Raw genomic sequence first — 24,668 nt, 5'->3', positions numbered from 1 at the left:
TAACCTTTACTGTAAGGGTAAGCTCAAGCACCTGTCCCACTTTTTGTGCAAATAAAAGACGGCGCCTGTTGGCGCCGTCTTTTTCGCTTCTGCAATGCCATGCCGATCTTCGCTTGAACCGGGCAAAGCACGGAGGCTACAGGTCGTCAGATCCCGTACTGGGTGCGATAGGCCTTCATGGCCGCCAGCTGCTCGGCCAGTTCGGGGCGCTCTGCCTGCTGCTCTTCCAGATACTGGATCAGATCGGCCATCTGGATGATGGCGATGATGTGGGCACCGTAGTCGCGCTCCACCTCCTGGATGGCAGAGAGTTCCCCCTTGCCTTTCTCCTGGCGATCCAGCGCGATCAGCACCCCGGCCAGGGAGGCGCCGTTGGCCTGGATCAAGTCCATGGATTCCCGGATGGCGGTACCGGCGGTGATGACGTCGTCCACCAGCATGATGCGCCCCTTGAGCGGGCTCCCCACCAGGTTGCCACCCTCGCCGTGATCCTTGGCTTCCTTGCGGTTGAAGCACCAGGGCACATCCACGTCGTGCTGCTCCACCAGCTGCACCGCGGTGGCGGAGGCGATGGGGATCCCCTTGTAGGCTGGGCCAAACAGCACGTCGAATTCGATGCCGGCATCCATCAGGGCGGCGGCATAGAAGCGGCCGAGGCGGGCCAGATCGCGACCGCTGTTGAACAGGCCGGCGTTGAAGAAGTAGGGGCTCTTGCGGCCGGATTTCAGGGTGAACTCACCGAATTTGAGGACCTGCTTCTCCAGGGCGAACTCGATAAATTGACGCTGGTAGGCTTTCATTCTGGCTCCTTGCTTGGCGTATCTTTCACTTGTGTGGGGGTATAAAAAAACGCGGTCAATGCCGCGTTTTTCAAAACAGAAATCAGGAGAGCGACTGCTTCTGCAGCGCGATGATATCGGCGATACCATCTTTGGCGAGCGCCAGCATGGCCAGCAGCTCCTCGTGGGTGAAGGGCTCGGCCTCCGCGGTGCCCTGCACCTCGATGATGCGACCGTCTTCGGTCATCACCACGTTCATGTCGGTCTCGGCGGCGGAGTCTTCGATGTACTCCAGATCGCAGATGGCTTCCCCTTCGAACATGCCGACGGAGACGGCGGCGATCATCTGTTTGAGCGGGCTCTGCTTGAGCATGCCCTTCTCCACCATCCAGTTCAGCGCATCCACCAGGGCCACGCAGGCACCGGTGATGGCGGCGGTACGGGTGCCGCCGTCGGCCTGCAGCACGTCGCAATCAACGGTAATGGAGTGCTCACCCAGGGCGGTCAGGTCCACGGCGGCGCGCAGGGAACGGGCGATCAGGCGGGAGATCTCCAGGGTGCGACCACTCTGCTTGCCGGCGGCGGCTTCGCGGTTCATGCGCGAATGGGTGGAGCGCGGCAGCATGCCATACTCGGCGGTGACCCAGCCCTGTCCCTTGCCCTTCAGGAAGCGCGGCACGCTGGTGTCGACGCTGGCGGTGCACAGCACCCGGGTATTACCGAATTCCACCAGTACGGAGCCTTCCGCATGCTTGGTGAAGTGGCGGGTGATGGTAACCGGGCGCACTTGTGCGGCACTGCGATCGCTGGGACGGGACATGGAACTGACCTCTGGGCTGGCGGAATTGGCGCAGGAGTATAAGTGATCCCAGCCCAAATATCAGCCGCTAAAACCGAGGCCGCGGCTGACGGGGGGAGCCCGGCTGGGTATACTGGCCCCACACTTCATCAAGCCCGGAACAATCAATGATTCACAGCATGACCGCCTACGCCCGCAAGGAACTCAAGGGCGACTGGGGCACAGCCGTTTGGGAAATTCGTTCGGTCAACCAGCGCTATCTGGAGACCTACATCCGGCTGCCGGAGCAGCTGCGCAGCCTGGAGCCGGTGCTGCGCGAGCGGTTCCGTGCCAAGCTGCAGCGCGGCAAGGTGGAGTGCAACCTGCGTTTCGAGGCTGCCCAGGCTGCCGCCAGCCAGCTCCACATCAATGAAGAACTGGCCAAACTCATCATCGACAGCGCCAGCTGGGTGATGAAAGAGGCGGGCCAGGGTCAACTCAACCCGGTGGATGTGCTGCGCTGGCCCGGCGTCATGGCCGCCGCCGAGCAGGACATGGACGTGGTCGCCACCGAGCTGATGAGCGGTTTCGACCTCACCCTGGACGACTTCCTCGCCTCCCGCGCCAGCGAAGGGGCCAACCTCAAGACACTGATCGAGCAGCGCCTCGACGGCATCCAGGTGGAAGTGAAGAAGGTGCGCGAGCACCTGCCCCAGATCATCGAATGGCAGCGCCAGAAGCTCACCGACCGCCTGAGCGATGCCAAGGTGGAGCTGGATCCCGCCCGCATCGAGCAGGAGATCGTGCTGCTGGCCCAGAAGATCGACGTGGCCGAAGAGCTGGATCGCCTGGAGATGCACATCGGCGAAACCACCAAGATCATGAAGAAGGGGGGGGCATGCGGCCGCCGTCTCGACTTCATGATGCAGGAGTTCAACCGCGAGTCGAACACGCTCGGCTCCAAGTCCATCAACGCCGAGGTAACCCAGTCCGCCGTCGAGCTGAAGGTCCTCATCGAGCAGATGCGCGAGCAGATCCAGAACATCGAGTAACCTTCCCGCTCGATGCATCAGCCCCCGCCATGCGGGGGCTTTTTGTTGCTGCCAGTGTAAAGCGCCCTGGCGGCCCCCCCCTCTTCAGCCATCCGGGGCCTGCGATGGCAGGCCCCTGATGGCTTCATTCGTCTCTGTCACCGTCAGACGGGTTGCTTGAGCCTGGCGCTTCGCAGCAGCAGGGGGAGCTGATAGATCACCAGGGCGCCGAGCACCAGGCCGGCACCGGCCAGCTTGGCGCCACCCAGCGGCTCGTCGTAGAAAAAGGTGCTCAGGATCAGGGTCCAGACCGGTTCCAGCAGCATCAGCAAAGCGGCGTGGGCCGTGGTCATCCGGCTCAGGGCATGGGTCAGCAGCCAGTATCGCAGGGTGGTGGCGATCAGGATGCTGGCGGCGAACCAGCCCCAGATGCCGTGACCGATGTCGGCGGGCCACTGTTCGGTGAGCAGGGAGAGCACGCTGCCGAGCAGGCCCGTCATCGCCAGCTGGACGCAGGTGAGCCAGGTGGGGGGAATGGACTGGGCGAAGTGGCGGTGAACGGCGAGCTGGATGCCGAGGGTGGCAGCCGCCGCCAGAAACCAGAACAGGGAGAGGGAAACGCCCCAGTGAGTGCTGCTGGAGAGCAGCAGCAGCCCGGCGATGGCCAGCGGCAGGGTCAGCCAGTAGTGGCGACCGGGTCTGGCCTTGAAGGCGGCCCAGGCGGCGAGCGGCGCCATCAGGGTCGCCACGCTCATGATGAAGGCACCGCTGCCCAGCGCATCGCTCTGACTGATGGCGGTGACCCAGAACAACAGGCTGGCCCCGAGCAGGGTACCGCAGCCGGCGGCACGCAGCAGTTGGGCGCGGCTGGGGGGCGGCTCGCGCAGCCAGGCGAGGGGTAGCAGCAAGAGGGCGGCCAGCAGGAAGCGGCTGCCGATAAAGGCGGCGGGGGGCAGTTCTCGAATGGCTTCTTTGGAGAAGAGCCAGCCGGTGGCGGCCAGCAGGGTGACCAGCACCATCAGCAGCAGGGGAGCGCGGTTCATCGGATCGTCGTGACAAGGGGAAAGCGAAGAGCATAAAGGAAAGCCCCCCGGATTGTCGCTGGCGTTTTCAGCCGCATCCCCGAGCACCGCGACAAGCGGGGCCGACCGGAATCAGCCCCTCAGCAAGCGGAGCCCGATCGAAGCCGGGCCCTCGTGGTCAGTCGCTTTCCAGGCTCGCGAGGCAGTGGGACAGGGTGCGGGCCAGGGCCCCCTGATTGCGCAGCACCACGGCGCGGGCCTGCTCCCCCATTTCGCGGCGGGTGCCCTCGTCCGCCAGCAGAGCACTGACCCTGTCACCGAGCTCGGCACTATCCGCCACCAGGGCGGCGCCACCCTGAGCCAGCAGCTGGCGGGTGATGTCGCTGAAGTTGAAGTAGGCGGGACCCGTCAGGCAGGGCTTGCCGAGCGCCGCCGGCTCCAGCAGATTGTGGCCGCCGATGGGCACCAGGCTGCCGCCGACAAAGGCCAGATCCGCTGCCGCCAGCATCAGCGGCAACTCCCCCATGGTATCGCCAAGATAGACGCCGTCGCTCGGTTTGAGCGGCGCTCCCTGCTGACGGCTGCGCCGCACGCAGCCATAGGGGGCGCACAGCTCGGCCACCCGTTCGAACCGCTCGGGGTGGCGCGGCACCAGAATGAGCAAGGCCTGCGGATGATCCCGCTGCACCCGCTCGAAGGCGGCGAGCACCTGCTCATCCTCCCCCTGATGGGTGCTGGCGGCGATCCAGATCGGCCGATCCTGCCCGAGCTGCTGGCGCAGGGCGCGGCCCCGGTCGATCACCTCGTCCCCCAGCCGGATGTCGAATTTGATGGAGCCGGTCACCGCCAGCCGCTCGCGGCCGATGCCGAGGCGATGGAACCTGTCCCCATCGTCCTGATGCTGGCACAGCAGATGGCTCAGCGGCCGACTGAGGGCGTCGAAGGCTCCCTGGAAACGGGCATAACGCTGGCAGGAGCGCTCCGACAGGCGCGCATTGAGAATGGTCACCGGCAGGTGGCGCACCTCGCAGGCCGCCAGCCAATTCGGCCACAGCTCCGTCTCCACCACCCAGAGGGCGCGGGGCTTGAAGGTATTGAGGAAACCCGACACCGCCCAGGGGTAGTCGAGGGGGGCGTAGCGATGCATCACCAGATCCCCCAGTTTCTCGGCCTGCTCGGCACCGGTGCGCGTGGTGGTGGTGAGCAGGATGGGGAGATCCGGCCGCTCCGCCTTGAGGGCACGGATGAAGGGGCTGATCGCCAACGTCTCCCCCACGCTCACCGCGTGGATCCAGAGTGGTGATGCTGACGGCTCGCCCAGGCGATCACTGGCCGGGAAGCGGCCAAGATGTTCGGCCCAGCGCGCCCCGAAGCCCGGCTTGCCCTTCTTGGGTCGATAGAGGGCCAGCAACGCCACCGGCAAGCCCAGATGGATCAGCAGGTTGTAGAGCAACCGGTAGATCATGCTAGGTCCCTTCGGGTTTGGTAGCGGATCCATCCACCGGCTGCAAGGCGATGGTCAGATCCGCGGCCTCGCCGCGCTCCAGCCGCTGTCCCGCCGCGATGACCTGCTCCGGCATCAGCTCGATCAGGCACTTGAGGTGACCGAACTTGCAGGTGCGCTTGAAACAGGGGCGGCACTCGATGTCGGTGTGCACGATTTCCACCCGATCCGCCAGGGGCGGCGTGTAGAGCGGCGAAGTGGAACCATAGACACCGATCAGCGGCCGGTTGAGGGCGGCGGCGACGTGCATCAGGCCGGAGTCGTTGGCGATGACCCGACCGGCCAGCGCCATCAGATCGATCGCCTCGTGCAGACTGGTCTTGCCTGCCAGCACGTGACAGTTGGGGCGCGACAGGGGGTTGATCCGGTCGCGGATGGTGTTGGCCACCTCCACATCCTTGCCGGAGCCAAAGATCCACACCTGCCAGCCTTCGTCCAGGTGCTTCTGGGCCACCACGGCGTAGTGCCCCTCCGGCCAGCGCTTGGCCGGGCCGAATTCGGCGCCGGGGCAGAGCACCAGCACGGGGCGGGCGCGATCCAGCCCGAGCCGCTCCAGCGCCTTGTCCTGATTGACAAGATCCACGTGCAGGGATGGATGGGGGATGGCCGGGATGTCGGCCCGGCTCTTCATCTGCGCCTTGGGGTAGGCCAGGGCCAGGTAGCCCTCCACCATCAGCGGGAAGGCCTTCTTGTTGCTGCGCAGATCGTTGAGCAGGCCGAAGCGGTGCTCCCCCTTCCAGCCGGTACGCACCGGGATCCCGGCGAACCAGGGGATCAGCGCCGACTTCATGGAGTTGGGCTGGATGATGGCCTGGGAGTAGCCCTCGGCCGCCAGCTGCTTGCCGAGCCGGCGGCGGGCCCCCAGCTTGAAGTCACCGTGGCCAAGGGGCATGGGGATGGCCTTGTCCACCTCGGGCATCCGTTCGAGCAGCGCCACGCACCAGGCCGGTGCCATCACATGCAGCTCGCTGCCTGGGTGGTTGCTCTTGAGGGCCTTGTAGAGGCTCTGGGACATCACCATGTCGCCGACCCAGGAGGGGCCGATCACCAATATCTTCATCTCGCGCATCTCTCGGGTCAGGCCCGGCGGTTGGTCATTACTGGTCGAGATTATGCCCCAAGAATGGCCGGAGAAATAACAGAAGATCCCTCCCCGCTTCGCAAACAGGGCACGCCAGCAGCGGATTGCACAGCCCAATCCCGCTGCCCCGGCCGCCGTTTTAGGCTAGAATGGGCCCCAATTTGACCGTGGCCCGCCAGCCGGGCGCCAACGAGAGCCATATCCGTGAACAAACCGACCCTGGCGGCCGTCCTGATCGTCAAGAATGAAGCCGACAACCTGCGTGCCTGTCTCGCCTCCCTCGGGGATCTGGTGGATGAGATCGTCATCCTCGACTCCGGCAGCCAGGACGACACCCCCGCCATCGCCGCCGAATACGGCGCCCGCTTCTTCGTCAACGCCAAGTGGCCGGGGTTCGGTCGTCAGCGCCGTCTCGCCCAGTCCCACGTGCAATCCGACTGGGTGCTGTGGCTGGATGCGGACGAGCGCCTCAGCCCAGAGCTCAAGGCCTCCATCGCCGCCGTCATGGCCAACCCGGCCCAGGAGACCATCTACTCCATCCCGCGTCTCTCCTGGGTGTTCGGCCGCTTCATCCGCCACAGCGGCTGGTATCCGGACCGGGTGCTGCGCCTCTACCCCAAGGCGCTCACCGGCTACAACGAGGCCCTGGTGCACGAGAAGGTGGAGGTGCGCGCCAATATGAAGATCGTCAACCTGCATGGCGACCTGCTGCATTTCACCTACCGGGATCTGGAGCACTACCTGGTGAAATCCGCCGGCTATGCCAGGGCCTGGGCCGACCAGCGCACCGCCCGCGGCAAGAAGGGTTCCCTCGGCCAGGGGCTGGTGCATGCGCTCGGCTGCTTCCTCAAGATGTACCTGCTCAAGGCGGGCTTCCTCGACGGCAAGCAGGGGCTGCTGCTGGCCATCCTCTCCGCCCACTCCACCTTCGTGAAGTACGCCGACCTCTGGATCCGCCAGCGGCCCCAGGTACCGGATCAGAGCGGTAAGTAAACCGCCTCGACCCCGCTCCCACGGCGTCTCTTCGGCAGCAGTTCATGCTGCCTGGCACAATAAAAACAGGGCCCATGACGGGCCCTGTTTGCATTTACGACTCTTTTATCTGCCAGAAGGGCGGTGCCCAGCGGGCAATCGCCGCCGCCATGGCCTTGGGATCGAGCTGGCTCATGTCCTCCGGATGATCGCTGTCCTCCGGCGGGCTGAACGCCAGGTGGCGACCCTCGCTGTTGAGGGGACGCCAGCGCAGCGGGGTGGCAGAGCGGTGCGCCGGGAAGAAGCCGATGGTCGGTACATCCAGGGCCGCGGCGATGTGCAACGGCCCGGTGCTGCCCGCCACGAACAGGGCCGCATTGGCCATCACCTGACAGAACTTCGGCAGCCCCTCGTCGGAGCGATAGATCCAGCCGTTGCCGCCGTGGGCCAGCAATTCTGCCGCCAGTTGCTCGGCCTTGCCCTCCTCCCCCGGCCCCGCCGTCAGCACGCACTGCAACTCGGGGCAGGCCTGGTTGAGCTTGATGATGAGACGGGCATATTGCTCGATGGAGAGATTGTTGGCCGAGCCGCCGCTGCCCGCGTGCACCATCAGCCAGGGGCGGCTGGCATCCAGCTTCAGCCGGGTGGCGACCTGCTCGCGCACCTGCTGCAGGCAGGCGGCATCGAAACTGAGATAGGGAGCCTGGGGCTCCACCGCGCTCAGCTGCTGGTCGGCGAGAAAGCGGCGGACGAGATCCAGGTTGTATTCGTACTCCGGCTTCTGGGAACGGGAGCGGCGCTGGACCAGGCGCTGGTTGTAGAGCACCTGGGCCAGCTTGGTGGCGGGTGCCAGCCGGTAGGGAATGTGCGCCTTCCACACCAGCTTGGCGTTGCGGGTGTTGGAGAAGAGGCAGATGGCGGCGTCGAAGGCGGCCGCCTTGATGCGAGCCAGCAGGGCGCGCTGCTGCTCCTTGTCGGCCTTGGCGCCCGGATCCAGGATCACCTCGTCAATCCAGGGGCACAGACGGGCAAGGGGCGCCGTGTAGGCGGGCACCAGAGCAGTCACATGACAATCCATGGAGCCCTTGAGCATGGCGAAACTCGGCCAGGCCAGCATGAAGTCACCAATCTTGTCATTGCGTACTACCAGAATGCGTTTCATAAACAATCCCTTTGCCTCCTGTCACCAATGCAGGATGGCTTGCTGCGCGGTGCCGGTATTCTTGCCTGATGGCGGGCTATTCTCAAGCGATGCGGCTATCTGAGGCCAATTTGGGTGGTCAAGGGCGCCCTCACACGCCAGATCCCGCACAAAACTCCGGCCATCCCAGTCGCGGCGATCCCGCAACTGCCCCTATAATGCGACCCACTCTCCCGGCTGCAGGAATCCGCACCATGACCAACAAGGTAATATACCCCGGCACCTTTGACCCCATCACCAACGGCCACACCGATCTCATCGAACGGGCCGCCCGGCTGTTTGACGAGGTGGTGGTCGGGGTGGCCAACAGCCCGAGCAAACGCCCGCTGTTCGATCTGGCCGAGCGGGTCGAGCTGGCCCGTCAGGTGACCGCCCATCTGCCCAACGTCAAGGTGGTGGGCTTCTCCGGCCTGCTGGTGGATTTCGCCAAGACTCACCAGGCCAATGTGCTGATCCGGGGGCTGCGCGCCGTCTCCGACTTCGAGTACGAGTTCCAGCTCGCCAACATGAATCGCCACCTGATGCCGGAACTGGAGAGCGTCTTCCTCACCCCGTCGGCGGAGAACTCCTTCATCTCCTCCACCCTGGTGAAGGAAGTCGCCCTGCACGGCGGCGATATCCACCAGTTTGTCGCCCCCCTGGTGGCCAAGGCCATCGGCGCCAAGCTCGGCAAATAAGACCGGGAGGCTCGCCTCCCCGTTGCATCCCGGCGTCAGCGGCTCTCCTGGCCGCACGCCAGGGCCTGCTGGCAAGCCAGCGCCAGCTCGTCCAGCCACAGGTAGCGACGCCGGTACATGGCCCGCTTCTTGGTGGCCACGGCCTCCAGCGGCGTGCGTTCCGCCGGTTGCAGCCGCACGAAGTTCTCGTCCTGATCCACGGCACCAAACTCCTGCCACAGCTCGTCATAGTCCGATTGCAGGCAGGCCTTCTTGCGCTTGCTGTAGCGACTGGCCTGATAGATGTGCGCCTTCATCCGCACCGCCGTGACCCGGCTCGCCCCCATGGCCTGCGCCAGTGCCAGCACCATCATCACCACCAGCGACTTGGGCCTCAGGCCGTGGCCCGCCTTGGTCAGCGCCCGCACCCTCTCCTGCGGCTGCGCCACACAGGGGGCGGGCCCTTGAATGGACCCTATCACCACCGCCAGCTCGCGCTCGTTGCCGGCCAGGGAGAAGGCGCAGCTGTAGAGCCGCTCACCCCGGGCATTGACGATGGAGAGGGCCAGCTCGGCCTCCCGGCGGAAGGTGCAGTCGTGGCGCAGCACGATGCGGTAGTCCTGATCGGGAAAACGCCCCAGCTCCAAGCCCTCCCCCAGATAGAGCCGCTCGATGAGCGCCGGGTAGCGGGCCAGCAGCAGCCGATAGTGATCTTCCACCATGGCAGCCCGCTGGCTGACGGTGGAGCTGGCGAAACGATAGGGGCGCATCGGCTTGTCGAGCAGCTCGGGATAGCGGGCGGGCAGCGCCCTTAGCGGCTCCGCCAGGAACAGCTCGTACACCTGGGTCAGCTGCGAACGATAGAGCAGACTGCGCAGCACGAACTTGACGCGATTGAAGGTCTTGCGGGCACTCTCCTCGGGGTAGAGGTAGCGGGCCATTTGCTGGGCACAAAAGTGCCCCTGCCGGGACAAATGTTCCCAGTCTATTGATTTTGTTGTCATTTTTAATTTCTCGTCTTGCCTGAACAGACGGGATACTAGAAATGAGCGGTCACATTCTCAACAGACTGGAAATACTCTCTTACAACATCGCCGCTTTGGCGAAAAATAGTGTCCGTCAGCGCTGGCAATGTGAACAAAACACGGTGGTACGTTGTCCAATGCGGATTTCACTCAGCAGGGTCTGGCAATGGAAACAGGGCTGGCCACCGCGACCATAGACCTGCAACTGCTGCACGAAATAGCCCGGCTTGCCGTCGGCGCTGGTGAAATCCTTGAGGGTCGTCCCCCCCTGCACGATGGCAGCCGCCAGTACCCGCTTGATCTCGGCCACCAGGGTCTCCAGCCGTTCGGCGCTGATGTTGCCCGCCGCCCGCTTGGGGTGAATGCCGGCGGCATAGAGCGCCTCGTTGGCGTAGATGTTGCCGACCCCCACCACCACATGGTTGTCCATCAGGAAAGTCTTGATCGGGGTGCTGCGCCCTTTGGCACGTTCCCGCAGATAGTCGGCGCTGAACGCATCGGTGAGGGGTTCGGGGCCGAGCCTGGCCAGCAGGGCGTGGGCCTCTGCCGGTTCGCGAGTCCACAGCAGGGCGCCGAAGCGGCGCGGATCGTTGAGTCGCAGCAGCTTGCCGTTGGCGAGCTCGATATCCACGTGATCGTGCTTCTCGGCCGGGGTGCCGATGTCCAGCACCCGCAGGCTGCCGGACATGCCCAGATGCAGGATGGCGGTGCCAAAATCGGTCTCCAGCAGCAGGTACTTGGCACGGCGGCTGACCCTGTGGATGGTGAGGTCCACCAGCTCCTGGATCTCTCCCGGCACCGGCCAGCGCAGGCGGCCGTCCCGCACCACGACCCGGGTGACCTTGATGCCGGTGAGCCAGGGAGAGATGCCCTGGCGGCTGACTTCGACTTCCGGTAATTCAGGCATGACGCGCTCCTCGTTGTAGGGTGGATCAGGGGGTGGGCCGCAGCAGACTGCGGTACTGCTCTGGGCTCAGGGTCAGCCAGGTCGAGGGGAGCAGCAGGGCGGCGAACTTGCCGTTGTCCTGATAGAGCGCCACCTCGATGGGATCGCTCTGGCCGGCGACCCAGATCTTGAGGCTGACGGGATTGCCGCGCAGGGCGTCGCCAGGGGGCAGCAACCAGCCCTGCCAGGCTTCGATGTGGGCGGCGAGCTGGTCGCTGTCGAGCCCCAGATCCGGCCCGCTGCGCCAACCCTGGCCGATGCGTTCTATCTGCCAGCTCGGTCCCTGCCAGGTCAACACCACGGCGGCCTCCGGCAGCAGGGGCCGTGACCGCTTGGCGCTGTTCTCCTGCTGGGCCTGATCCAGCCGGTGCAACAGGGTAATCACGATCAGCACCGCCACGATGATCACGTTATTCCAGCCTTTGCGGCTCAATTTGAACATGGCAACTCTCCCTTTGAAGCGGCAGTGTACTGAATTGCGGCCATAAAAAAACCCGGCACAAGGCCGGGCTTTTAAGCAAATTCAAGTGATTACTTGATTTTGCCTTCTTTGTAGATCACATGCTGACGAATAACGGGATCAAATTTCTTGATCTCCATTTTTTCGGGCATGGTGCGCTTGTTCTTGGTAGTGGTATAGAAGTGACCAGTACCGGCGCTGGAGTTCAGGCGAATCTTATCGCGAATACCTTTAGCCATGATCTAATTCCTTATACCTTAACGCCGCTGGCACGCAGTTCAGCCAGAACCACTTCAACGCCGCGCTTGTCGATGATACGCATGCCTTTTGCGGATACGCGCAGGCTCACGAAGCGTTTTTCACTCTCAACCCAGAAACGGTGAGTGTGCAGGTTCGGCAGGAAACGACGCTTGGTAGCGTTGTTAGCGTGCGAACGGTTGTTACCAACTGCCGGGCGCTTGCCGGTTACTTGGCATACTCTAGACATGTCAGTCTCTCCAAATCTTACTTCATTGCTCGAGCAAATATCTGCCCCGCTGGCCTTCGATTGCGGGGCAAACAGAAGGCGGCATTTTATACAGCATCCGTGATCAAAGATCAACTAATACAGTGCCAGAGCCCAGTTTATAGCCAACCACGCTCTGCAAAAGAAACCGTGATGCCGTCACCGATCACCAAGTGATCCAGCACTCTGATATCGACCAGGGCCAGTGCGGCCAGGATACGATCCGTGATCTGGCGGTCGGCCCGGCTGGGCTCGGCCACGCCGGACGGGTGATTATGCGCCAGAATCACGGCGGCTGCATTATGTTTGAGCGCGATCTGCACGATTTCTCTGGGCCAGACGCTCGCCGCGTCCAGGGTACCGTAAAAAAGCTCGACGAATTGAATGACCCTGTGCTGGTTATCCAGCAGCAACAGGGCAAACACCTCCCGCGGCCGATCCCGCAACTGGGCTTGCAGATAGTCCCGGGTCAACCGGGGTGAAGTGAGGGCTTCCCCCCGCGCCAACTGCTCCGCCAGATGGCGCTTGCCCATCTCCAGCACCGCCTGCAACTGGGCATACTTGGCCGGCCCCAACCCATGGGCGTCGCAGAAGGTGCGCTGCTCGGCGCCCAGCAGGGCGCGCAGGGAGCCAAATTGTTGCAGCAACTGGCGGGAGAGATCCACCGCACTCAGGCCGTTGACCCCGGTGCGCAGGAAGATCGCCAGCAGTTCCGCATCGGACAACACCCCGGCTCCCCGACGCAGCAGCTTCTCTCTGGGACGCTCATCCTCGGGCCACTCCTTGATGCTCATTTGTCTCTCCTCGCAGGGGGCTGAGGAAAAACATAGCAAAAAAACGCGGGAGCCCGAGCACATCTCCCCCATGTCAGCCTCTGTCGTCACCCCCAGCCTGTGCTATCTTAGCCGACCAGTTGAACCGCAAGAGATGGTGCAGATGAGATTGGCCGATAAACGCATCCTGTTGGGTGTCAGTGGTGGCATCGCCGCCTACAAGAGTGCCGAGCTGGTACGTCGCCTGAAGGATCAGGGGGCCGAGGTGCGCGTGGTCATGACCCGCTCCGCCAAGGAGTTCATCACCCCGCTGACCCTGCAAGCCGTCTCCGGTCATCCGGTCGCCGACAGCCTGCTGGATCCGGCCGCCGAGGCGGGCATGGGCCATATCGAACTGGCCAAATGGGCCAATCTGGTGCTGATCGCGCCCGCCAGCGCCAACCTGATGGCACGCATGGCCGCCGGCATGGCCGACGAGCTGTTGACCACCCTCTGCCTGGCCACTCCCGCCCCCGTCGCACTGGCCCCGGCCATGAACCAGCAGATGTATCGCAACGCCGCCACCCAGGCCAACCTGGATACCCTGGCCAGTCGCGGCATCCAGCTATGGGGGCCGGATTCCGGCAGCCAGGCCTGCGGCGACGTGGGCCCCGGCCGCATGCTGGATCCCCTCGAGCTGGTGGAGCGCTGCTGCCAGCAGCTCGCCGCCGAGCCCCTGCTGGCCGGCGTCCGTCTGCTGCTCACCGCCGGCCCGACCCGGGAGGCACTGGATCCGGTGCGCTACATCAGCAACCACAGCTCCGGCAAGATGGGCTACGCCATCGCCCGCGCCGCCCGTGAGGCAGGCGCCGAGGTGACCCTGGTGAGTGGCCCGGTCGCTCTGGCCACGCCGCAAGGGGTGGTGCGCGTCGATGTGGAGAGCGCCCAGCAGATGCATCAGGCCGTCATGAGCCGGGTGAGCGAGTGCGATCTCTTCATCGGCTGCGCCGCCGTGGCGGATTATCGCCCCGAGCAGGTAGCCGAGCAGAAGATCAAGAAGCGTGTCGACAGCGATCAGATGCAGCTGACCCTGGTCAAGAACCCGGACATCATCGCCGCCGTGGGAGCATTACCAGACAAGCCCTACACCGTTGGATTTGCCGCCGAAACCGTGGATGTGGAACAATACGCCCTCGACAAACTGCGACGCAAACGGCTGGACATGATCGCCGCCAACGACGTATCCCGCGCGGGCCAGGGGTTCAATGCCGATGACAATGCCCTGACCGTGTTCTGGCAAGGGGGTCAAGCCCCGCTGCCACTTGCCGATAAGCTGACACTGGCCCGTCATCTCATCGCCTTGATTGCGCGTCATTATCGCTCCTGAGCAACGACGCCAAGCGATCCGATCGCCTTTCGCGATCCCGACAAACCGATTCAGCGGACGTTGACACTGCCTGTGTCAGCGCCAGCAGCAGAATTCACTGAGCCATTCGATCGCCGCAGTGCGATCTCATTGAAAAGCGATTCATGAACACACAAATTGAACTCAAAATCCTGGATGCCCGCATCGGCACCGACTTCCCGCTGCCTGCCTATGCCACACCGGGTTCCGCCGGCATGGATCTGCGCGCCCTGCTGGACGCGCCGCTGACCCTGGCCCCCGGCGATACCACCCTGGTGCCTACCGGCCTGGCCATCCACATCCAGGATCCGGGTCTGTGCGCCACCATTCTGCCCCGCTCCGGCCTCGGCCATAAGCACGGCATCGTGCTCGGCAACCTGGTCGGCCTCATCGACTCCGACTATCAGGGTCAATTGATGGTCTCGGTCTGGAACCGCGGCAACGACAGCTTCACCATGCAACCCGGCGAGCGCATCGCCCAGCTGGTGATCCTGCCGGTGGTTCAGGCCAGCTTCCAGCTGGTCGATGAGTTCAATCAGAGCGAACGGGGTGAAGGCGGGTTTGGTTCTTCTGGTCGCCAATAACAAGACCACACAGACCCCCCGGGTCTGTGCCTAATAACGGAATCAAGCCATTGTTTTTTTTAGGGGAATCCATGGCAAGCAGTAACCAGAAACAGAGTCGGCGCGATCAGATCCTGCAGGCACTCGCCCATATGCTGGAAACCAGCCCGGGCCAGCGCATCACCACGGCCCGCCTCGCGGCCGAGGTGGGTGTCTCCGAGGCGGCCCTCTATCGGCACTTTCCCAGCAAGGCGCGGATGTTCGAGGGGCTGATCGACTTTATCGAGGATTCCCTGCTGTCACGGGTCAACCTGATCATGGCCGAAGAGAAAGACACCATGGCCCGCTGCCACCACATACTGCAGCTGCTCTTGGTGTTCGCCGAGCGCAATCCCGGCATCACCCGCATCCTCAACGGCGACGCCCTGCTGGGTGAGCACGACCGGCTGCGGGATCGCATCAGCGCGCTGTTCGACAAGCTGGAAACCCAGCTCAAGCAGGCACTGCGGGAGAAGCGGCTGCGGGAAGGCCAGGGCTTCCAGCTCGACGAGACCATGCTGGCCAATCTGCTGCTGGCCTATGCCGAGGGGCGGATCAGCCAGTTTGTCCGATCCGAGTTCAAACTCAAGCCCACCGCCGGCTTTGAAGATCAGTGGCAATTCATGCGCAGCCAACTGCTGCAGAGCTGAGCCATACTGATTGTGCGAAGCGGGAGGCCTTGGCCTCCCTTGTTTTTTGTGACAGCTTCCTATGGTAGAAAAGAAGCACCAGATGCGACCCAAGTTGTCGCGCTCCGGTGTTAGATTCATCCGCCATAAACCTTTACACCAACAGGAAATTCTATGGAACCCGAGATCATCACAGACGCGCAGACCTGGCTGGTCAACAACCAGGGGCTGATCATCGAGTACGCGGTCAACATCGCCGCCGCCCTGCTCACCCTGCTGGTCGGTTACATCGCCGCCAATATCATCAGTGGCGGCGTGACCAAGGTCATGCAGGCCCGCAAGCTGGACACCACGGTCACCCACTTCATCGGCAGCATCCTCAAGTACACCATACTGGTGTTCGTGGTGATCGCGGCGCTGGGCCGGGTCGGGGTACAGACCGCCTCCTTCGTCGCCATCATCGGTGCCGCCGGTCTGGCCATCGGTCTGGCACTGCAGGGCTCGCTCTCCAACTTCGCCGCCGGTTTCCTGCTGATCATCTTCCGTCCCATCAAGGCCGGTGAGTTCATCGAAGTGGCGGGTACCAATGGCGTGGTGCAGTCCGTACAGCTGTTCACCACCACCCTCTCGTCCGCCGACAACAAGATGGTGGTCGTCCCCAACTCCGCCATCCTCAACGGCACCATCGTCAACTACTCCCGCATGGAGACCCGTCGGGTCGACATGACCTTCGGCATCGGCTACGGCTCGGATCTGCGCAAGGCCAAGCAGATCCTGGAGCGTCTGGTGAGTGAAGAGCCGCGCATCCTGAAGGATCCGGCCGTTACCATCGCCGTCGCCGCCCTGGCCGACTCTTCGGTCAACATCGTGGTGCGCCCCTGGGTCAAGACCGCCGATTACTGGGGTGTCTGGTTCGATTTCCACGAGCAGGTAAAGCTGGCCTTCGATGCCGAAGGTATCGAGATCCCCTTCCCGCAGATGGTCATGCACATGCAAAAGAACCAGGCCTGAGCACGGCCCTGATGACCACAATGCCAGCCTCCGGGCTGGCATTGTCATTTCCGGGCCATAAAAAAAACCGGCCACCCGGGCCGGTCTCTCGTTCACCTCGTGACGTCACTCAAGGCCGAACTCGGCATCCCCTTCAAGAACCATACTCAGGCCAGCTTGCGCGCCACCCGGTTGAGCAGCGGCTGCACCAGCACATAACCCCCCAGCACGGCTCCCATCACCGCCAGTACCCGCATCTCGAGGGTCGGGGCGGCCGTGGTCATCGCCAGGGTCAGCAGGCCGATGAGGCCGGTGGCGATCAGGCTCAGGGCAAACAGGGACAATACGCGTTTCATGTCGATCTCCTCGTTCCAACACTGTGGCCATCCCTGGGAGAATCGTCCATCCGGGCAGATCATAACCGGCTCCGGACGGCGCAAATTTGCGTTTGCGCATAAAACAGGCGAAAAGATGTGCTGGCAGGGCCTCTTCAAGGGCGCGGAGCTCATGGTCGCAGGCTGATGAACTTGAAAGCCTTTTCGCCACAACCAAGACGGGAGAAGCATGCGCAAACGCAAGATCCCGACGATGTTGCTGGCTCATAATCCCAGCGTTTTGGTTGTAAACTCCCTCGATGGCAGACAATTGGTAATGCTCTGTTACACGGGCCGCACACAGAGCCCGGTATAATGCTCGAACAATAAGGTTTGGCGGGAGCCTTGCCTGCAAGGTTCAAACACAACTTGGAATCTCAGGAATCCTATGAAAAACATCAATCCAACCCAGACCAAGGCCTGGCAGGCTTTGGAAACCCACTTCGCGGCCCATAAAGAGATGCGTCTCAAGGATCTGTTCGCACAGGATCCCAAACGTTTCGACAAGTTCTCTCTCACCTTCGGTGGCGACATCCTGGTCGACTACTCCAAGAACCTGATCACCGGGGAGACCCTCTCCCTGCTGCTCGCGCTGGCCGAGGAGACCGACCTGCGCGGCGCCATCGACGCCATGTTCAACGGCGACAAGATCAACATGACCGAAGGCCGCGCCGTGCTGCACACCGCCCTGCGCAACCGCTCGGATCGCCCCATCGAAGTGGATGGCAAGGATGTGATGCCAGAGGTGAACGCCGTCCTGGCCAAGATGAAGGGCTTCTGCGAGAAGGTCATCGGTGGCGAGTGGAAGGGCTATACCGGCAAGACCATCCAGCACGTGGTCAATATCGGCATCGGTGGTTCGGATCTCGGCCCCGTGATGATCACCGAGGCGCTGCGCCCCTACAAGAATCACCTGCAGATGCATTTTGTCTCCAACGTCGATGGCACCCATATCGCCGAGACGCTGAAGAAGATCGATCCGGAAACCACCCTGTTCCTGGTGGCCTCCAAGACCTTCACCACCCAGGAGACCATGACCAACGCCCTGACCGCCCGTGACTGGTTCATCCAATTAGCCGGTGACAAGGCCCACGTCGCCAAGCACTTCGCGGCGCTCTCCACCAACGGCAAGGCCGTGGCCGAATTCGGCATCGACACCGACAACATGTTCGAGTTCTGGGACTGGGTCGGCGGTCGTTATTCCTCCTGGTCTGCCATCGGCATGCCCATCGCACTGTCTCTTGGCTTCGAGCACTTCGAGGCCCTGCTGCAAGGCGCCTTCGAGATGGACATGCATTTCGCCACCACCGCCTTCGAGCAGAACGTGCCGGTGCTGCTGGCGCTCATCGGCCTCTGGTACAACAACTTCCACGGTGCCGAGTCCGAAGCCATCCTGCCCTACGATCAGTACATGCACCGCTTCCCCGCCTACTTCCAGCAGGGCAACATGGAGTCCAACGGCAAGTTCACCGATCGCAACGGCAACAAGGTGAACTACCAGACCGGCCCCATCATCTGGGGTGAGCCGGGCACCAACGGCCAGCACGCCTTCTACCAGCTGATCCACCAGGGTACTAAGCTGATCCCCTGCGACTTCCTGGCGCCGGCCATCAGCCACAACCCCATCGGTGATCACCATCCGAAACTGCTGGCCAACTTCTTCGCCCAGACCGAGGCCCTGGCCTTCGGCAAGAGCAAGGAAGAGGTCGAAGCCGAGTTCCTGGCGGCCGGCAAGACGCTGGAGCAGGTGAAGGATCTGGTGCCGTTCAAGGTGTTCGAAGGCAACCGCCCGACCAACAGCATCCTGTTCAAGAGCCTGACCCCGAAGACCCTGGGTGCCCTGATCGCCATGTACGAGCACAAGATCTTCGTGCAGGGCGCCATCCTGAACATCTTCAGCTTCGATCAGTGGGGCGTGGAGCTGGGCAAGCAGCTGGCCAACAAGATACTGCCGGAGCTCAACACCGATGCGGCCGTCACCAGCCACGACTGCTCCACCAATGGTCTCATCAACACCTGGAAAGCCTGGAAAGCCTGAGCTCTCCAAGCTTCCTGAATGCAAAAGCCCCGCTCAATGAGCGGGGCTTTCTATTGCCGGTCACATCGCCAGCAACCAATCTGACGACTTGCACGATTCGGACATCCAGCCAGGTGTCTAAGCCAGCCGGTAACGGGGATCGTCATCCCCGCCCCTCCTCATGCCTGTCCGTTAAGACTTAACCACCGACGGCGATACGCTTCATATCTTTCATGTAGCCGCGCAGGGTCTGGCCGATCGCTTCGATGGGGTGATTGCGGGTCGCCTCGTTGGCGGCCAGCAGGGCCAGGTTGTCCACGGCCTTGCTCTCGGCACGGCCACTGCCCAGATCGCCCACCTGCAGGGTCGGCATGAAATGCTCACGCAAGAGCGGCACGGCGGCATTGGCGAACAGGTAGTTACCGTATTCGGCGGTATCGGAGATCACCACGTTCATCTCATACAGGCGCTTGCGGGCGACGGTGTTGGCGATGAGCGGCAACTCGTGCAGGGATTCGTAATAGGCGGATTCTTCGTAAATGCCGGAGGCCACCATGGTCTCGAACGCCAGCTCCACACCCGCCTTGACCATGGCCACCATGACCACGCCGTTGTCGAAGTACTCCTGCTCGGCAATCTTGCCGGCATAGGCCGGGGCATTCTCGAAGGCAGACTTGCCGGTCTCTTCGCGCCAGCCGAACAGCTTGGCATCGTCTTCGGCCCAGTCAGCCATCATGCCGCGGGAGAACTCGCCGGCGATGATGTCGTCCATGTGCTTCTCGAACAGCGGGCGCATCAGGGTGCGCAGCTGCTCGGACAGCTCGAAGGCGCGCAGCTTGGCCGGGTTGGAGAGGCGATCCATCATCAGGCTGATGCCACCCTGCTTCAGGGCCTCGGTGATGGTCTCCCAGCCGAACTGGATCAGCTTGCCGGCATAGGCCGGATCGGTGCCCTCGGCGACCAGCTTGTCGTAGCACAGCAGGGAGCCGGCCTGCAGCATGCCGCACAGTATGGTCTGCTCGCCCATCAGGTCGGATTTGACTTCCGCCACGAAGGAGGATTCCAGCACCCCGGCACGGTCGCCGCCGGTGGCGGAGGCCCACGCCTTGGCGATGGCCATGCCTTCGCCCTGGGGATCGTTCTCCGGGTGCACCGCGATCAGGGTCGGTACGCCGAAGCCACGCTTGTACTCTTCACGCACCTCGGTACCCGGGCACTTGGGCGCTACCATGACGACGGTAATGTCGGCACGGATCTGCTGACCCTCTTCCACCACGTTGAAGCCATGGGAGTAGCCCAGAGCTGCCCCCTGCTTCATCAGCGGCATCACGGTTTTGACCACGTCGGAGTGCTGCTTGTCCGGGGTCAGGTTCAGCACCAGATCGGCGGTGGGGATCAGATCCTCATAGGTGCCGACCACGAAGCCGTTGTCGGTGGCTTTCTGCCAGGAGGCACGCTTCTCGGTGATGGCCGCCTTGCGCAGGGCGTAGGAGATGTCCAGCCCGGAGTCGCGCATGTTCAGACCCTGGTTCAGACCCTGGGCGCCACAGCCCACAATCACCACCTTCTTGCCCTTGAGCACCGCACAACCGTCAGCGAACTCCTCGCGCAGCATGAAACGACACTTGCCCAGCTGGGCCAACTGCTGACGCAGGTTCAGGGTGTTGAAATAATTAGCCATGGTGATTGCTCCGTTCGATTGATTCCATGCCGGATGACGGCGTTGTCGAACCCACTATAGCGCGGGACACTTATTGCCTGAACTGATATATTCGAAACAGTACGTTGCAATAAATGAAAGGCTATCCGGCCCCATATCCCCCTCCTTTCGTCGATATCAGCAGGCGAGTTGGCCCGTAGCAATCGATTTGGCGCTCGCGCCGCAGCAGGAAATGAAAGATGGATCTTCGCAATCTCGAACTGTTTCTCCACCTCGCCGACTCCCTCCATTTCGGCAAGAGCGCCGATGCCATGGCGGTCAGCCCCTCCACCCTGAGTCGCGCCATCCAGCGGCTGGAGCAGGAGACGGGCTGCATCTTGTTCGAGCGGGATAACCGCAGCGTGCGCCTCACTCCGGCCGGCGAGAAGCTGCGGGAGTTCGGCGGCAGCCTGCTGCAGGAGTGGCGCCGACTCAAACAAGAGATCAAGCGCAGCGACGAGCCATTGCAGGGGCGGCTGCGCGTGTTCTGCTCGGTCACTGCCAGCTACTTCCTGCTGCCCGAGGTGCTGGAACGCTTTCGCCGCCGTTACCCTCAGCTCGAAATCAAACTCGAGACCGGCGACCCGGCGCTGGCGGTGGACAAGATCCTGGCTGACGAGGCCGATCTTGCCATCGCCGCCCGCCCCGATGCCCTCTCCGCCAAGCTGGAGTTCGCCAGTTTGCAGCAGGTCCCTCTGGTGTTCATCGCCCCGAAGAGCACGCCTCCCGCCTACTGGTACCACAATGGCGCGCCGGACTGGGAGCGCATGCCCCTCATCCTCTCCGAGCAGGGACTGGCGCGAAAGCGCTGCGATCAGTGGCTGCGCAACAAGGGGATCGCCCCCAACATCTATGCCGAGGTCGCGGGGAACGAAGGGATCGTCGCCATGGTGGCGCTCGGCTTCGGCGTGGGTCTGGTGCCCGCGGCGGTGATCGATCACAGCCCCATGGGAGACAAGGTGCGCATCGTCGAACCCAAGCCGGCGCTCAAGCCGTTCGATGTGGGCATCGCCGTGCTCAAGAAGCGGCTGGAGGAGCCGCTGATCCGCGCCTTCTGGGACACAGCCCGCGGTCAGGGAGGACGTTGAGCCCTCGGGTGGCTCATTTACACCACAATGCCAGTGTCAAATGTGCCAGTAGGAATGCAGGCCAGAAGAGGGGAGACTCCACCGCTGATCAGCGTCATTGGAAAAGGAGTCCGCCATGCAGCATCTTGTCGAGATCAAGGGTTCTCACCTGTTTGAAGAGTACCTTCACAGCCTGGGGATCAGCCGCTGCAAGCTCGACAGCGAGCAGGAGATCTACCTGCAGGATCGCCATCTGGCCACGATACGACGCATCCAGGGAGAGCTGAGGTTTTATCTGCGTGCCAGCGCCCTGGCCCGGTCGTGATCCGCAATCGGTCACAGTAAGCATCCATAAAGCGTATTAGACTGGCACCATCCGTCACCCTCGCCTCGAGGGTCGCCATCAGGAGTGCCCATGAAACCAAGCGGCCTGGACCGGCTCTTCAAACCCCAATCCATCGCCGTCATCGGTGCCTCCAGCGATCCGCAAAAGGCGGGCCAGGTGGTGATACGCCACCTGCTGGCAGGCCAGTTCAAGGGCCCCATCTTGCCGGTCAGCCCCCATAGCCAGGCCGTTGCCGGCGTACTCGCCTATCCCGATATCGAGAGCCTGCCTCTCTCGCCGGATCTCGCCATCGTCTGCACCAAACGCGAACGGGTACTCGGGATCATCGAGGCGCTCGGCAAAAAGGGAACGGGGGCAGCCATCATTCTGGCCGCCCAGTTCACCCCCGAGGAGCGCCTGCAGTTGCAGCGGCTCTACCGCCAGTACGGCATCCGCCTGCTCGGCCCCAACAGCATGGGCATGCTATTGCCGGGCCAGGGCATCAACGCCAGCTTTTCCCCCATCGCCGCCACCCCGGGCCAGGTCGCATTTCTGTCTCAGTCCGCGGCGGTCAGCACCACCATCCTCGACTGGGCCAAGCAGCGTGAACTCGGCTTCTCGGCCTTCGTTTCGCTGGGGGATCACTGCGACATCGACTTCGGCCAGCTGCTGGATCAGCTCTCCCGTGACGGCACGACCCGCGCCATCCTGATCTACATGGACAAGCTGCACGACGCCCGTCACTTCCTCTCGGCGGCCCGGGCCGCCTCCCGCAACAAGCCTATCCTGGTGCTCAAGAGCGGCCGCCACGATCCGGCAAACGGCCTCGACAACGTCTATGACGCCGCTATCCGCCGGGCCGGCATGCTGCGGGTGCGCGACACCCACGAACTGTTCGCCACCGTCGAGACCCTGAGCCACTCCCTGACCCTCAAAGGAGAGCGGCTAGCCATCCTTTCCAATGGCCGCGGCCTCGCCAACATGGCCGCCGACGTGCTGCTGGAACGGGGTGGCAAGCTTGCCATGGCGCCGCTCGATATCGGCAGTGACGCCGATATCGAGGCATATCGCGACGCCCTGGACGATCTGTTGCAAGGGGACAAGGCCGATGCCATCCTGCTGATCCACGCCCCGTCCCTGACTGCCCGCGGGGTGACACTGGCGACTCACCTGATCGACTTCATCAAGCAGCACCCCAGGGCCAGGCGTTTCAATATCCTCACCAACTGGGCGGGGGAGTTCTCGGCCCAGGAAGGGCGCCGCCTGTTCAATGAGGCGGGCATCCCCACCTACCGAACCCCGGAGAGCGCGGTCGCCGCCTTCATGCACATGGTGGAATACCGTCGCAACCAGAAGCAGCTGATGGAGACGCCAGCGTCACTGCAAGGTGACAGACTCGATGTCCAGCGTTGCCAACAGCTGATCCGCCAGGCGCAGGATCGCAAACAACTCGTGCTCGATACTCACCTGACGCAACCCATCATGCAGGCTGCCGGTCTCGCCACCCTGCCGACCTGGATCGTCTCGGATGCCAGCGAGGCAGCCCTGACGGCGGAACAGATAGGCTACCCGGTGGCGGTGAAGCTGCGCTCACCGGATATCGCCCACAAGTCGGAAGTGCATGGCGTCATGCTCAACCTGCGTACCTCGGCCGAGGTGGCCCAGGCGGCAGATGCCATCCTGGACCGGGTACGCCAGCACGACCCCGGGGCACGCATCGAAGGCCTGCTGGTGCAGCGCATGGCGCGTCGTAGCGGTGGCCTGGAGCTGCGTATCCGCCTGCAACAGGATCCCGTGTTCGGCCCCGTCATCCTGCTCGGAGAATCCGGCGCCGAGCCTCACCAGATGGTGGCAGCCCTGCCGCCACTGAACCAGGCGCTGGCTCGCTACCAGATCATCGGTGCGCTCAAGAGCGGCAAGATCCGCGAGCAGGCCAGCCCGGTGCGGCTCGACATCAACGCCCTGAGCCAGGTGCTGTGCCAGCTGTCGGAGCTGCTGCTCGCCTTCCCCGAAATCCAGGAGCTGGACCTGCATCCGCTGCAGGCCAGTGGCGAGGAGATGGTGATCCTGGATGCGAGACTGGTGCTGATGGAGAAGGGCCAACAAGCGCTGCCGCTGGCCATTCGCCCCTATCCTACCGAGCTGGAAGAGGGGGCCTGGCTCAAGGATCAGAGCCATGTCTTGCTGCGCCCCATCCGCCCGGAAGACGAACCCGCTCACAAGGCGTTCGTGCTTCAGGTCTCCGATGAGGACAGATACAAGCGCTTCTTCGCCGACGTGGGGGAACTGGGTCATGAAGAGCTGGCCCGCATGACCCAGATCGATTACGACCGGGAGATGGCCTTCGTCGCCGTAGGTCAGGATGGCGCCTTCGAGCAGCAGATCCTGGGAGTGGTCAGGGCCATCTCCACGCCGGATCTCGCCGATGCGGAGTTCGCCATCCTGGTGCGCTCCGACTTGAAGGGAATGGGGCTCGGCAAGCTGATGATGGAGAAGATCGCCCGTTACGCTCGCGAGCGCGGCATAGGCCAGCTCTCCGGCATGACCATGCCGAGCAATCGCGGCATGATCAACCTGGCCAAACGGCTGGGATTCCAGATCGATATCCAGCTGGAAGACGGGGTAGTGAATATGCTGCTGCCCTGCGGGGAACAGAGCCGACATGATCGGTGAAATAGCGAAGAGGCAGGGGTTTATAGCGTAAAAATGATAAATTTCAGCCAATAAAAAAGCCCGCTCAGATGAGCGGGCTTCTTCTAATTGGGTGCCTGGCAGTGTCCTACTCTCGCATGGCGAATGCCACACTACCATCGGCGCTACCGCGTTTCACTTCTGAGTTCGGCATGGG

At 63.1% G+C, this 24,668-nt stretch carries 25 protein-coding genes and 1 rRNA gene; 11 read left to right on the top strand and 15 right to left on the bottom strand.

Annotated features, from left to right (window positions below; genetic code table 11):
* Positions 1–146: 146 nt before the first annotated feature.
* Both pyrE and rph read right to left on the bottom strand, forming a co-directional pair.
* Positions 147–800, bottom strand: coding sequence for an orotate phosphoribosyltransferase (gene pyrE / locus ACW5W7_RS13820; RefSeq protein ID WP_456502087.1), 654 nt, complete (start codon positions 798–800; stop codon positions 147–149).
* Positions 801–882: 82 nt separating this feature from the next.
* Entirely contained in the window at positions 883–1,599 is a 717-nt protein-coding gene (rph, locus tag ACW5W7_RS13815; protein WP_434664733.1) for a ribonuclease PH, read from the bottom strand.
* A 146-nt stretch (positions 1,600–1,745) separates the two neighbouring features.
* Between rph and ACW5W7_RS13810 the strand changes: the two genes are divergently transcribed.
* Positions 1,746–2,609 carry a YicC/YloC family endoribonuclease gene (locus tag ACW5W7_RS13810; protein ID WP_456502086.1) on the top strand — a complete coding sequence of 288 codons (864 nt, stop codon included), beginning with the start codon at positions 1,746–1,748 and terminating at the stop codon, positions 2,607–2,609.
* 143 nt (positions 2,610–2,752) lie between these two features.
* Here ACW5W7_RS13810 and ACW5W7_RS13805 read toward each other — a convergent pair whose 3' ends face one another.
* The 3 genes from ACW5W7_RS13805 to waaF all read right to left on the bottom strand — a co-directional run bounded on the left by ACW5W7_RS13805 (position 2,753) and on the right by waaF (position 6,174).
* Positions 2,753–3,631, bottom strand: a complete 879-nt coding sequence (locus ACW5W7_RS13805; protein WP_456502085.1) for a DMT family transporter — start codon at positions 3,629–3,631, stop codon at positions 2,753–2,755.
* Between the two features lie 157 nt (positions 3,632–3,788).
* Positions 3,789–5,075 (bottom strand): lipid IV(A) 3-deoxy-D-manno-octulosonic acid transferase, encoded by a 1,287-nt coding sequence (gene waaA / locus ACW5W7_RS13800; protein ID WP_456502084.1) that lies wholly within the window; start codon positions 5,073–5,075, stop codon positions 3,789–3,791.
* A 1-nt stretch (position 5,076) separates the two neighbouring features.
* Positions 5,077–6,174: a lipopolysaccharide heptosyltransferase II gene (waaF, locus tag ACW5W7_RS13795; protein ID WP_456502083.1), complete on the bottom strand. Its 1,098-nt coding sequence runs from the start codon at positions 6,172–6,174 to the stop codon at positions 5,077–5,079.
* A 225-nt stretch (positions 6,175–6,399) separates the two neighbouring features.
* On the opposite strand from waaF, the gene ACW5W7_RS13790 reads away from it, so the two are divergent.
* A complete protein-coding gene (locus ACW5W7_RS13790; protein ID WP_456502082.1) occupies positions 6,400–7,188 on the top strand; it encodes a glycosyltransferase family 2 protein in 789 nt (262 codons plus the stop codon).
* A 94-nt stretch (positions 7,189–7,282) separates the two neighbouring features.
* Here ACW5W7_RS13790 and ACW5W7_RS13785 read toward each other — a convergent pair whose 3' ends face one another.
* Positions 7,283–8,329 carry a glycosyltransferase family 9 protein gene (locus ACW5W7_RS13785; protein WP_456502081.1) on the bottom strand — a complete coding sequence of 349 codons (1,047 nt, stop codon included), beginning with the start codon at positions 8,327–8,329 and terminating at the stop codon, positions 7,283–7,285.
* A 233-nt stretch (positions 8,330–8,562) separates the two neighbouring features.
* Between ACW5W7_RS13785 and coaD the strand changes: the two genes are divergently transcribed.
* Positions 8,563–9,045, top strand: coding sequence for a pantetheine-phosphate adenylyltransferase (gene coaD, locus ACW5W7_RS13780; RefSeq protein ID WP_349920324.1), 483 nt, complete (start codon positions 8,563–8,565; stop codon positions 9,043–9,045).
* Positions 9,046–9,080: 35 nt separating this feature from the next.
* On the opposite strand, the gene ACW5W7_RS13775 is transcribed toward coaD, so the two are convergent.
* The 6 genes from ACW5W7_RS13775 to radC form a co-directional block, all read right to left on the bottom strand.
* Positions 9,081–9,965 carry a VirK/YbjX family protein gene (locus tag ACW5W7_RS13775; RefSeq protein WP_456502080.1) on the bottom strand — a complete coding sequence of 295 codons (885 nt, stop codon included), beginning with the start codon at positions 9,963–9,965 and terminating at the stop codon, positions 9,081–9,083.
* 178 nt (positions 9,966–10,143) lie between these two features.
* Entirely contained in the window at positions 10,144–10,956 is an 813-nt protein-coding gene (gene mutM, locus ACW5W7_RS13770) for a bifunctional DNA-formamidopyrimidine glycosylase/DNA-(apurinic or apyrimidinic site) lyase (RefSeq protein WP_456502079.1), read from the bottom strand.
* A 25-nt stretch (positions 10,957–10,981) separates the two neighbouring features.
* Positions 10,982–11,437, bottom strand: a complete 456-nt coding sequence (locus ACW5W7_RS13765) for a hypothetical protein (RefSeq protein ID WP_456502078.1) — start codon at positions 11,435–11,437, stop codon at positions 10,982–10,984.
* An 89-nt stretch (positions 11,438–11,526) separates the two neighbouring features.
* Complete coding sequence (rpmG, locus tag ACW5W7_RS13760) at positions 11,527–11,694, bottom strand: 50S ribosomal protein L33 (protein WP_005323752.1); 168 nt, start codon at positions 11,692–11,694, stop codon at positions 11,527–11,529.
* Between the two features lie 11 nt (positions 11,695–11,705).
* Complete coding sequence (gene rpmB, locus ACW5W7_RS13755; RefSeq protein ID WP_005307492.1) at positions 11,706–11,942, bottom strand: 50S ribosomal protein L28; 237 nt, start codon at positions 11,940–11,942, stop codon at positions 11,706–11,708.
* A gap of 137 nt (positions 11,943–12,079) precedes the next feature.
* Complete coding sequence (gene radC, locus ACW5W7_RS13750; RefSeq protein WP_456502077.1) at positions 12,080–12,754, bottom strand: RadC family protein; 675 nt, start codon at positions 12,752–12,754, stop codon at positions 12,080–12,082.
* 142 nt (positions 12,755–12,896) lie between these two features.
* On the opposite strand from radC, the gene coaBC reads away from it, so the two are divergent.
* The 4 genes from coaBC (at position 12,897) to ACW5W7_RS13730 (ending at position 16,359) form a co-directional block, all read left to right on the top strand.
* On the top strand, positions 12,897–14,099 hold the full coding sequence (gene coaBC / locus ACW5W7_RS13745; protein ID WP_456502076.1) for a bifunctional phosphopantothenoylcysteine decarboxylase/phosphopantothenate--cysteine ligase CoaBC: 1,203 nt from the start codon (positions 12,897–12,899) through the stop codon (positions 14,097–14,099).
* A gap of 143 nt (positions 14,100–14,242) precedes the next feature.
* Positions 14,243–14,701, top strand: a complete 459-nt coding sequence (gene dut, locus ACW5W7_RS13740) for a dUTP diphosphatase (protein ID WP_349920331.1) — start codon at positions 14,243–14,245, stop codon at positions 14,699–14,701.
* Between the two features lie 71 nt (positions 14,702–14,772).
* Positions 14,773–15,369: a nucleoid occlusion factor SlmA gene (gene slmA / locus ACW5W7_RS13735; protein WP_005323760.1), complete on the top strand. Its 597-nt coding sequence runs from the start codon at positions 14,773–14,775 to the stop codon at positions 15,367–15,369.
* A 153-nt stretch (positions 15,370–15,522) separates the two neighbouring features.
* The gene (locus ACW5W7_RS13730; RefSeq protein ID WP_349920334.1) at positions 15,523–16,359 is read left to right on the top strand and encodes a mechanosensitive ion channel domain-containing protein; all 837 of its coding nucleotides are present in this window, start codon (positions 15,523–15,525) and stop codon (positions 16,357–16,359) included.
* A 146-nt stretch (positions 16,360–16,505) separates the two neighbouring features.
* On the opposite strand, the gene ACW5W7_RS13725 is transcribed toward ACW5W7_RS13730, so the two are convergent.
* Positions 16,506–16,694 carry a holin gene (locus ACW5W7_RS13725; protein WP_349920336.1) on the bottom strand — a complete coding sequence of 63 codons (189 nt, stop codon included), beginning with the start codon at positions 16,692–16,694 and terminating at the stop codon, positions 16,506–16,508.
* Between the two features lie 406 nt (positions 16,695–17,100).
* On the opposite strand from ACW5W7_RS13725, the gene pgi reads away from it, so the two are divergent.
* Positions 17,101–18,750, top strand: a complete 1,650-nt coding sequence (gene pgi / locus ACW5W7_RS13720; RefSeq protein ID WP_456502075.1) for a glucose-6-phosphate isomerase — start codon at positions 17,101–17,103, stop codon at positions 18,748–18,750.
* 178 nt (positions 18,751–18,928) lie between these two features.
* Here the strand turns inward: pgi and ilvC are convergent, their stop codons facing one another.
* Positions 18,929–20,410, bottom strand: a complete 1,482-nt coding sequence (gene ilvC, locus ACW5W7_RS13715) for a ketol-acid reductoisomerase (RefSeq protein WP_456502074.1) — start codon at positions 20,408–20,410, stop codon at positions 18,929–18,931.
* Positions 20,411–20,628: 218 nt separating this feature from the next.
* Between ilvC and ilvY the strand changes: the two genes are divergently transcribed.
* The 3 genes from ilvY (at position 20,629) to ACW5W7_RS13700 (ending at position 24,493) form a co-directional block, all read left to right on the top strand.
* Entirely contained in the window at positions 20,629–21,516 is an 888-nt protein-coding gene (gene ilvY / locus ACW5W7_RS13710; protein WP_456502073.1) for an HTH-type transcriptional activator IlvY, read from the top strand.
* Positions 21,517–21,631: 115 nt separating this feature from the next.
* On the top strand, positions 21,632–21,820 hold the full coding sequence (locus ACW5W7_RS13705; RefSeq protein ID WP_456502072.1) for a hypothetical protein: 189 nt from the start codon (positions 21,632–21,634) through the stop codon (positions 21,818–21,820).
* 90 nt (positions 21,821–21,910) lie between these two features.
* The gene (locus ACW5W7_RS13700) at positions 21,911–24,493 is read left to right on the top strand and encodes a bifunctional acetate--CoA ligase family protein/GNAT family N-acetyltransferase (RefSeq protein WP_456502071.1); all 2,583 of its coding nucleotides are present in this window, start codon (positions 21,911–21,913) and stop codon (positions 24,491–24,493) included.
* A gap of 93 nt (positions 24,494–24,586) precedes the next feature.
* Here the strand turns inward: ACW5W7_RS13700 and rrf are convergent.
* Positions 24,587–24,668: ribosomal RNA gene (gene rrf / locus ACW5W7_RS13695) — 5S ribosomal RNA — on the bottom strand; the annotation flags it as partial.

The organism is Aeromonas intestinalis (assembly GCF_054052485.1).
Note: the sequence above shows the minus strand (reverse complement) of the source record. Positions and strands in the feature narration are given on the sequence as shown.

Bases quoted from the DNA above. Each gene is read 5' to 3' on its own strand.
- pyrE (WP_456502087.1), bottom strand. From the start codon at position 800: ATGAAAGCCTACCAGCGTCAATTTATCGAGTTCGCCCTGGAGAAGCAG.
- rph (WP_434664733.1), bottom strand. From the start codon at position 1,599: ATGTCCCGTCCCAGCGATCGCAGTGCCGCACAAGTGCGCCCGGTTACC.
- ACW5W7_RS13810 (WP_456502086.1), top strand. From the start codon at position 1,746: ATGATTCACAGCATGACCGCCTACGCCCGCAAGGAACTCAAGGGCGAC.
- ACW5W7_RS13805 (WP_456502085.1), bottom strand. From the start codon at position 3,631: ATGAACCGCGCTCCCCTGCTGCTGATGGTGCTGGTCACCCTGCTGGCC.
- waaA (WP_456502084.1), bottom strand. From the start codon at position 5,075: ATGATCTACCGGTTGCTCTACAACCTGCTGATCCATCTGGGCTTGCCG.
- waaF (WP_456502083.1), bottom strand. From the start codon at position 6,174: ATGAAGATATTGGTGATCGGCCCCTCCTGGGTCGGCGACATGGTGATG.
- ACW5W7_RS13785 (WP_456502081.1), bottom strand. From the start codon at position 8,329: ATGAAACGCATTCTGGTAGTACGCAATGACAAGATTGGTGACTTCATG.
- coaD (WP_349920324.1), top strand. From the start codon at position 8,563: ATGACCAACAAGGTAATATACCCCGGCACCTTTGACCCCATCACCAAC.
- ACW5W7_RS13775 (WP_456502080.1), bottom strand. From the start codon at position 9,965: ATGGCCCGCTACCTCTACCCCGAGGAGAGTGCCCGCAAGACCTTCAAT.
- mutM (WP_456502079.1), bottom strand. From the start codon at position 10,956: ATGCCTGAATTACCGGAAGTCGAAGTCAGCCGCCAGGGCATCTCTCCC.
- ACW5W7_RS13765 (WP_456502078.1), bottom strand. From the start codon at position 11,437: ATGTTCAAATTGAGCCGCAAAGGCTGGAATAACGTGATCATCGTGGCG.
- rpmG (WP_005323752.1), bottom strand. From the start codon at position 11,694: ATGGCTAAAGGTATTCGCGATAAGATTCGCCTGAACTCCAGCGCCGGT.
- rpmB (WP_005307492.1), bottom strand. From the start codon at position 11,942: ATGTCTAGAGTATGCCAAGTAACCGGCAAGCGCCCGGCAGTTGGTAAC.
- radC (WP_456502077.1), bottom strand. From the start codon at position 12,754: ATGAGCATCAAGGAGTGGCCCGAGGATGAGCGTCCCAGAGAGAAGCTG.
- coaBC (WP_456502076.1), top strand. From the start codon at position 12,897: ATGAGATTGGCCGATAAACGCATCCTGTTGGGTGTCAGTGGTGGCATC.
- dut (WP_349920331.1), top strand. From the start codon at position 14,243: ATGAACACACAAATTGAACTCAAAATCCTGGATGCCCGCATCGGCACC.
- slmA (WP_005323760.1), top strand. From the start codon at position 14,773: ATGGCAAGCAGTAACCAGAAACAGAGTCGGCGCGATCAGATCCTGCAG.
- ACW5W7_RS13730 (WP_349920334.1), top strand. From the start codon at position 15,523: ATGGAACCCGAGATCATCACAGACGCGCAGACCTGGCTGGTCAACAAC.
- ACW5W7_RS13725 (WP_349920336.1), bottom strand. From the start codon at position 16,694: ATGAAACGCGTATTGTCCCTGTTTGCCCTGAGCCTGATCGCCACCGGC.
- pgi (WP_456502075.1), top strand. From the start codon at position 17,101: ATGAAAAACATCAATCCAACCCAGACCAAGGCCTGGCAGGCTTTGGAA.
- ilvC (WP_456502074.1), bottom strand. From the start codon at position 20,410: ATGGCTAATTATTTCAACACCCTGAACCTGCGTCAGCAGTTGGCCCAG.
- ilvY (WP_456502073.1), top strand. From the start codon at position 20,629: ATGGATCTTCGCAATCTCGAACTGTTTCTCCACCTCGCCGACTCCCTC.
- ACW5W7_RS13705 (WP_456502072.1), top strand. From the start codon at position 21,632: ATGCAGCATCTTGTCGAGATCAAGGGTTCTCACCTGTTTGAAGAGTAC.
- ACW5W7_RS13700 (WP_456502071.1), top strand. From the start codon at position 21,911: ATGAAACCAAGCGGCCTGGACCGGCTCTTCAAACCCCAATCCATCGCC.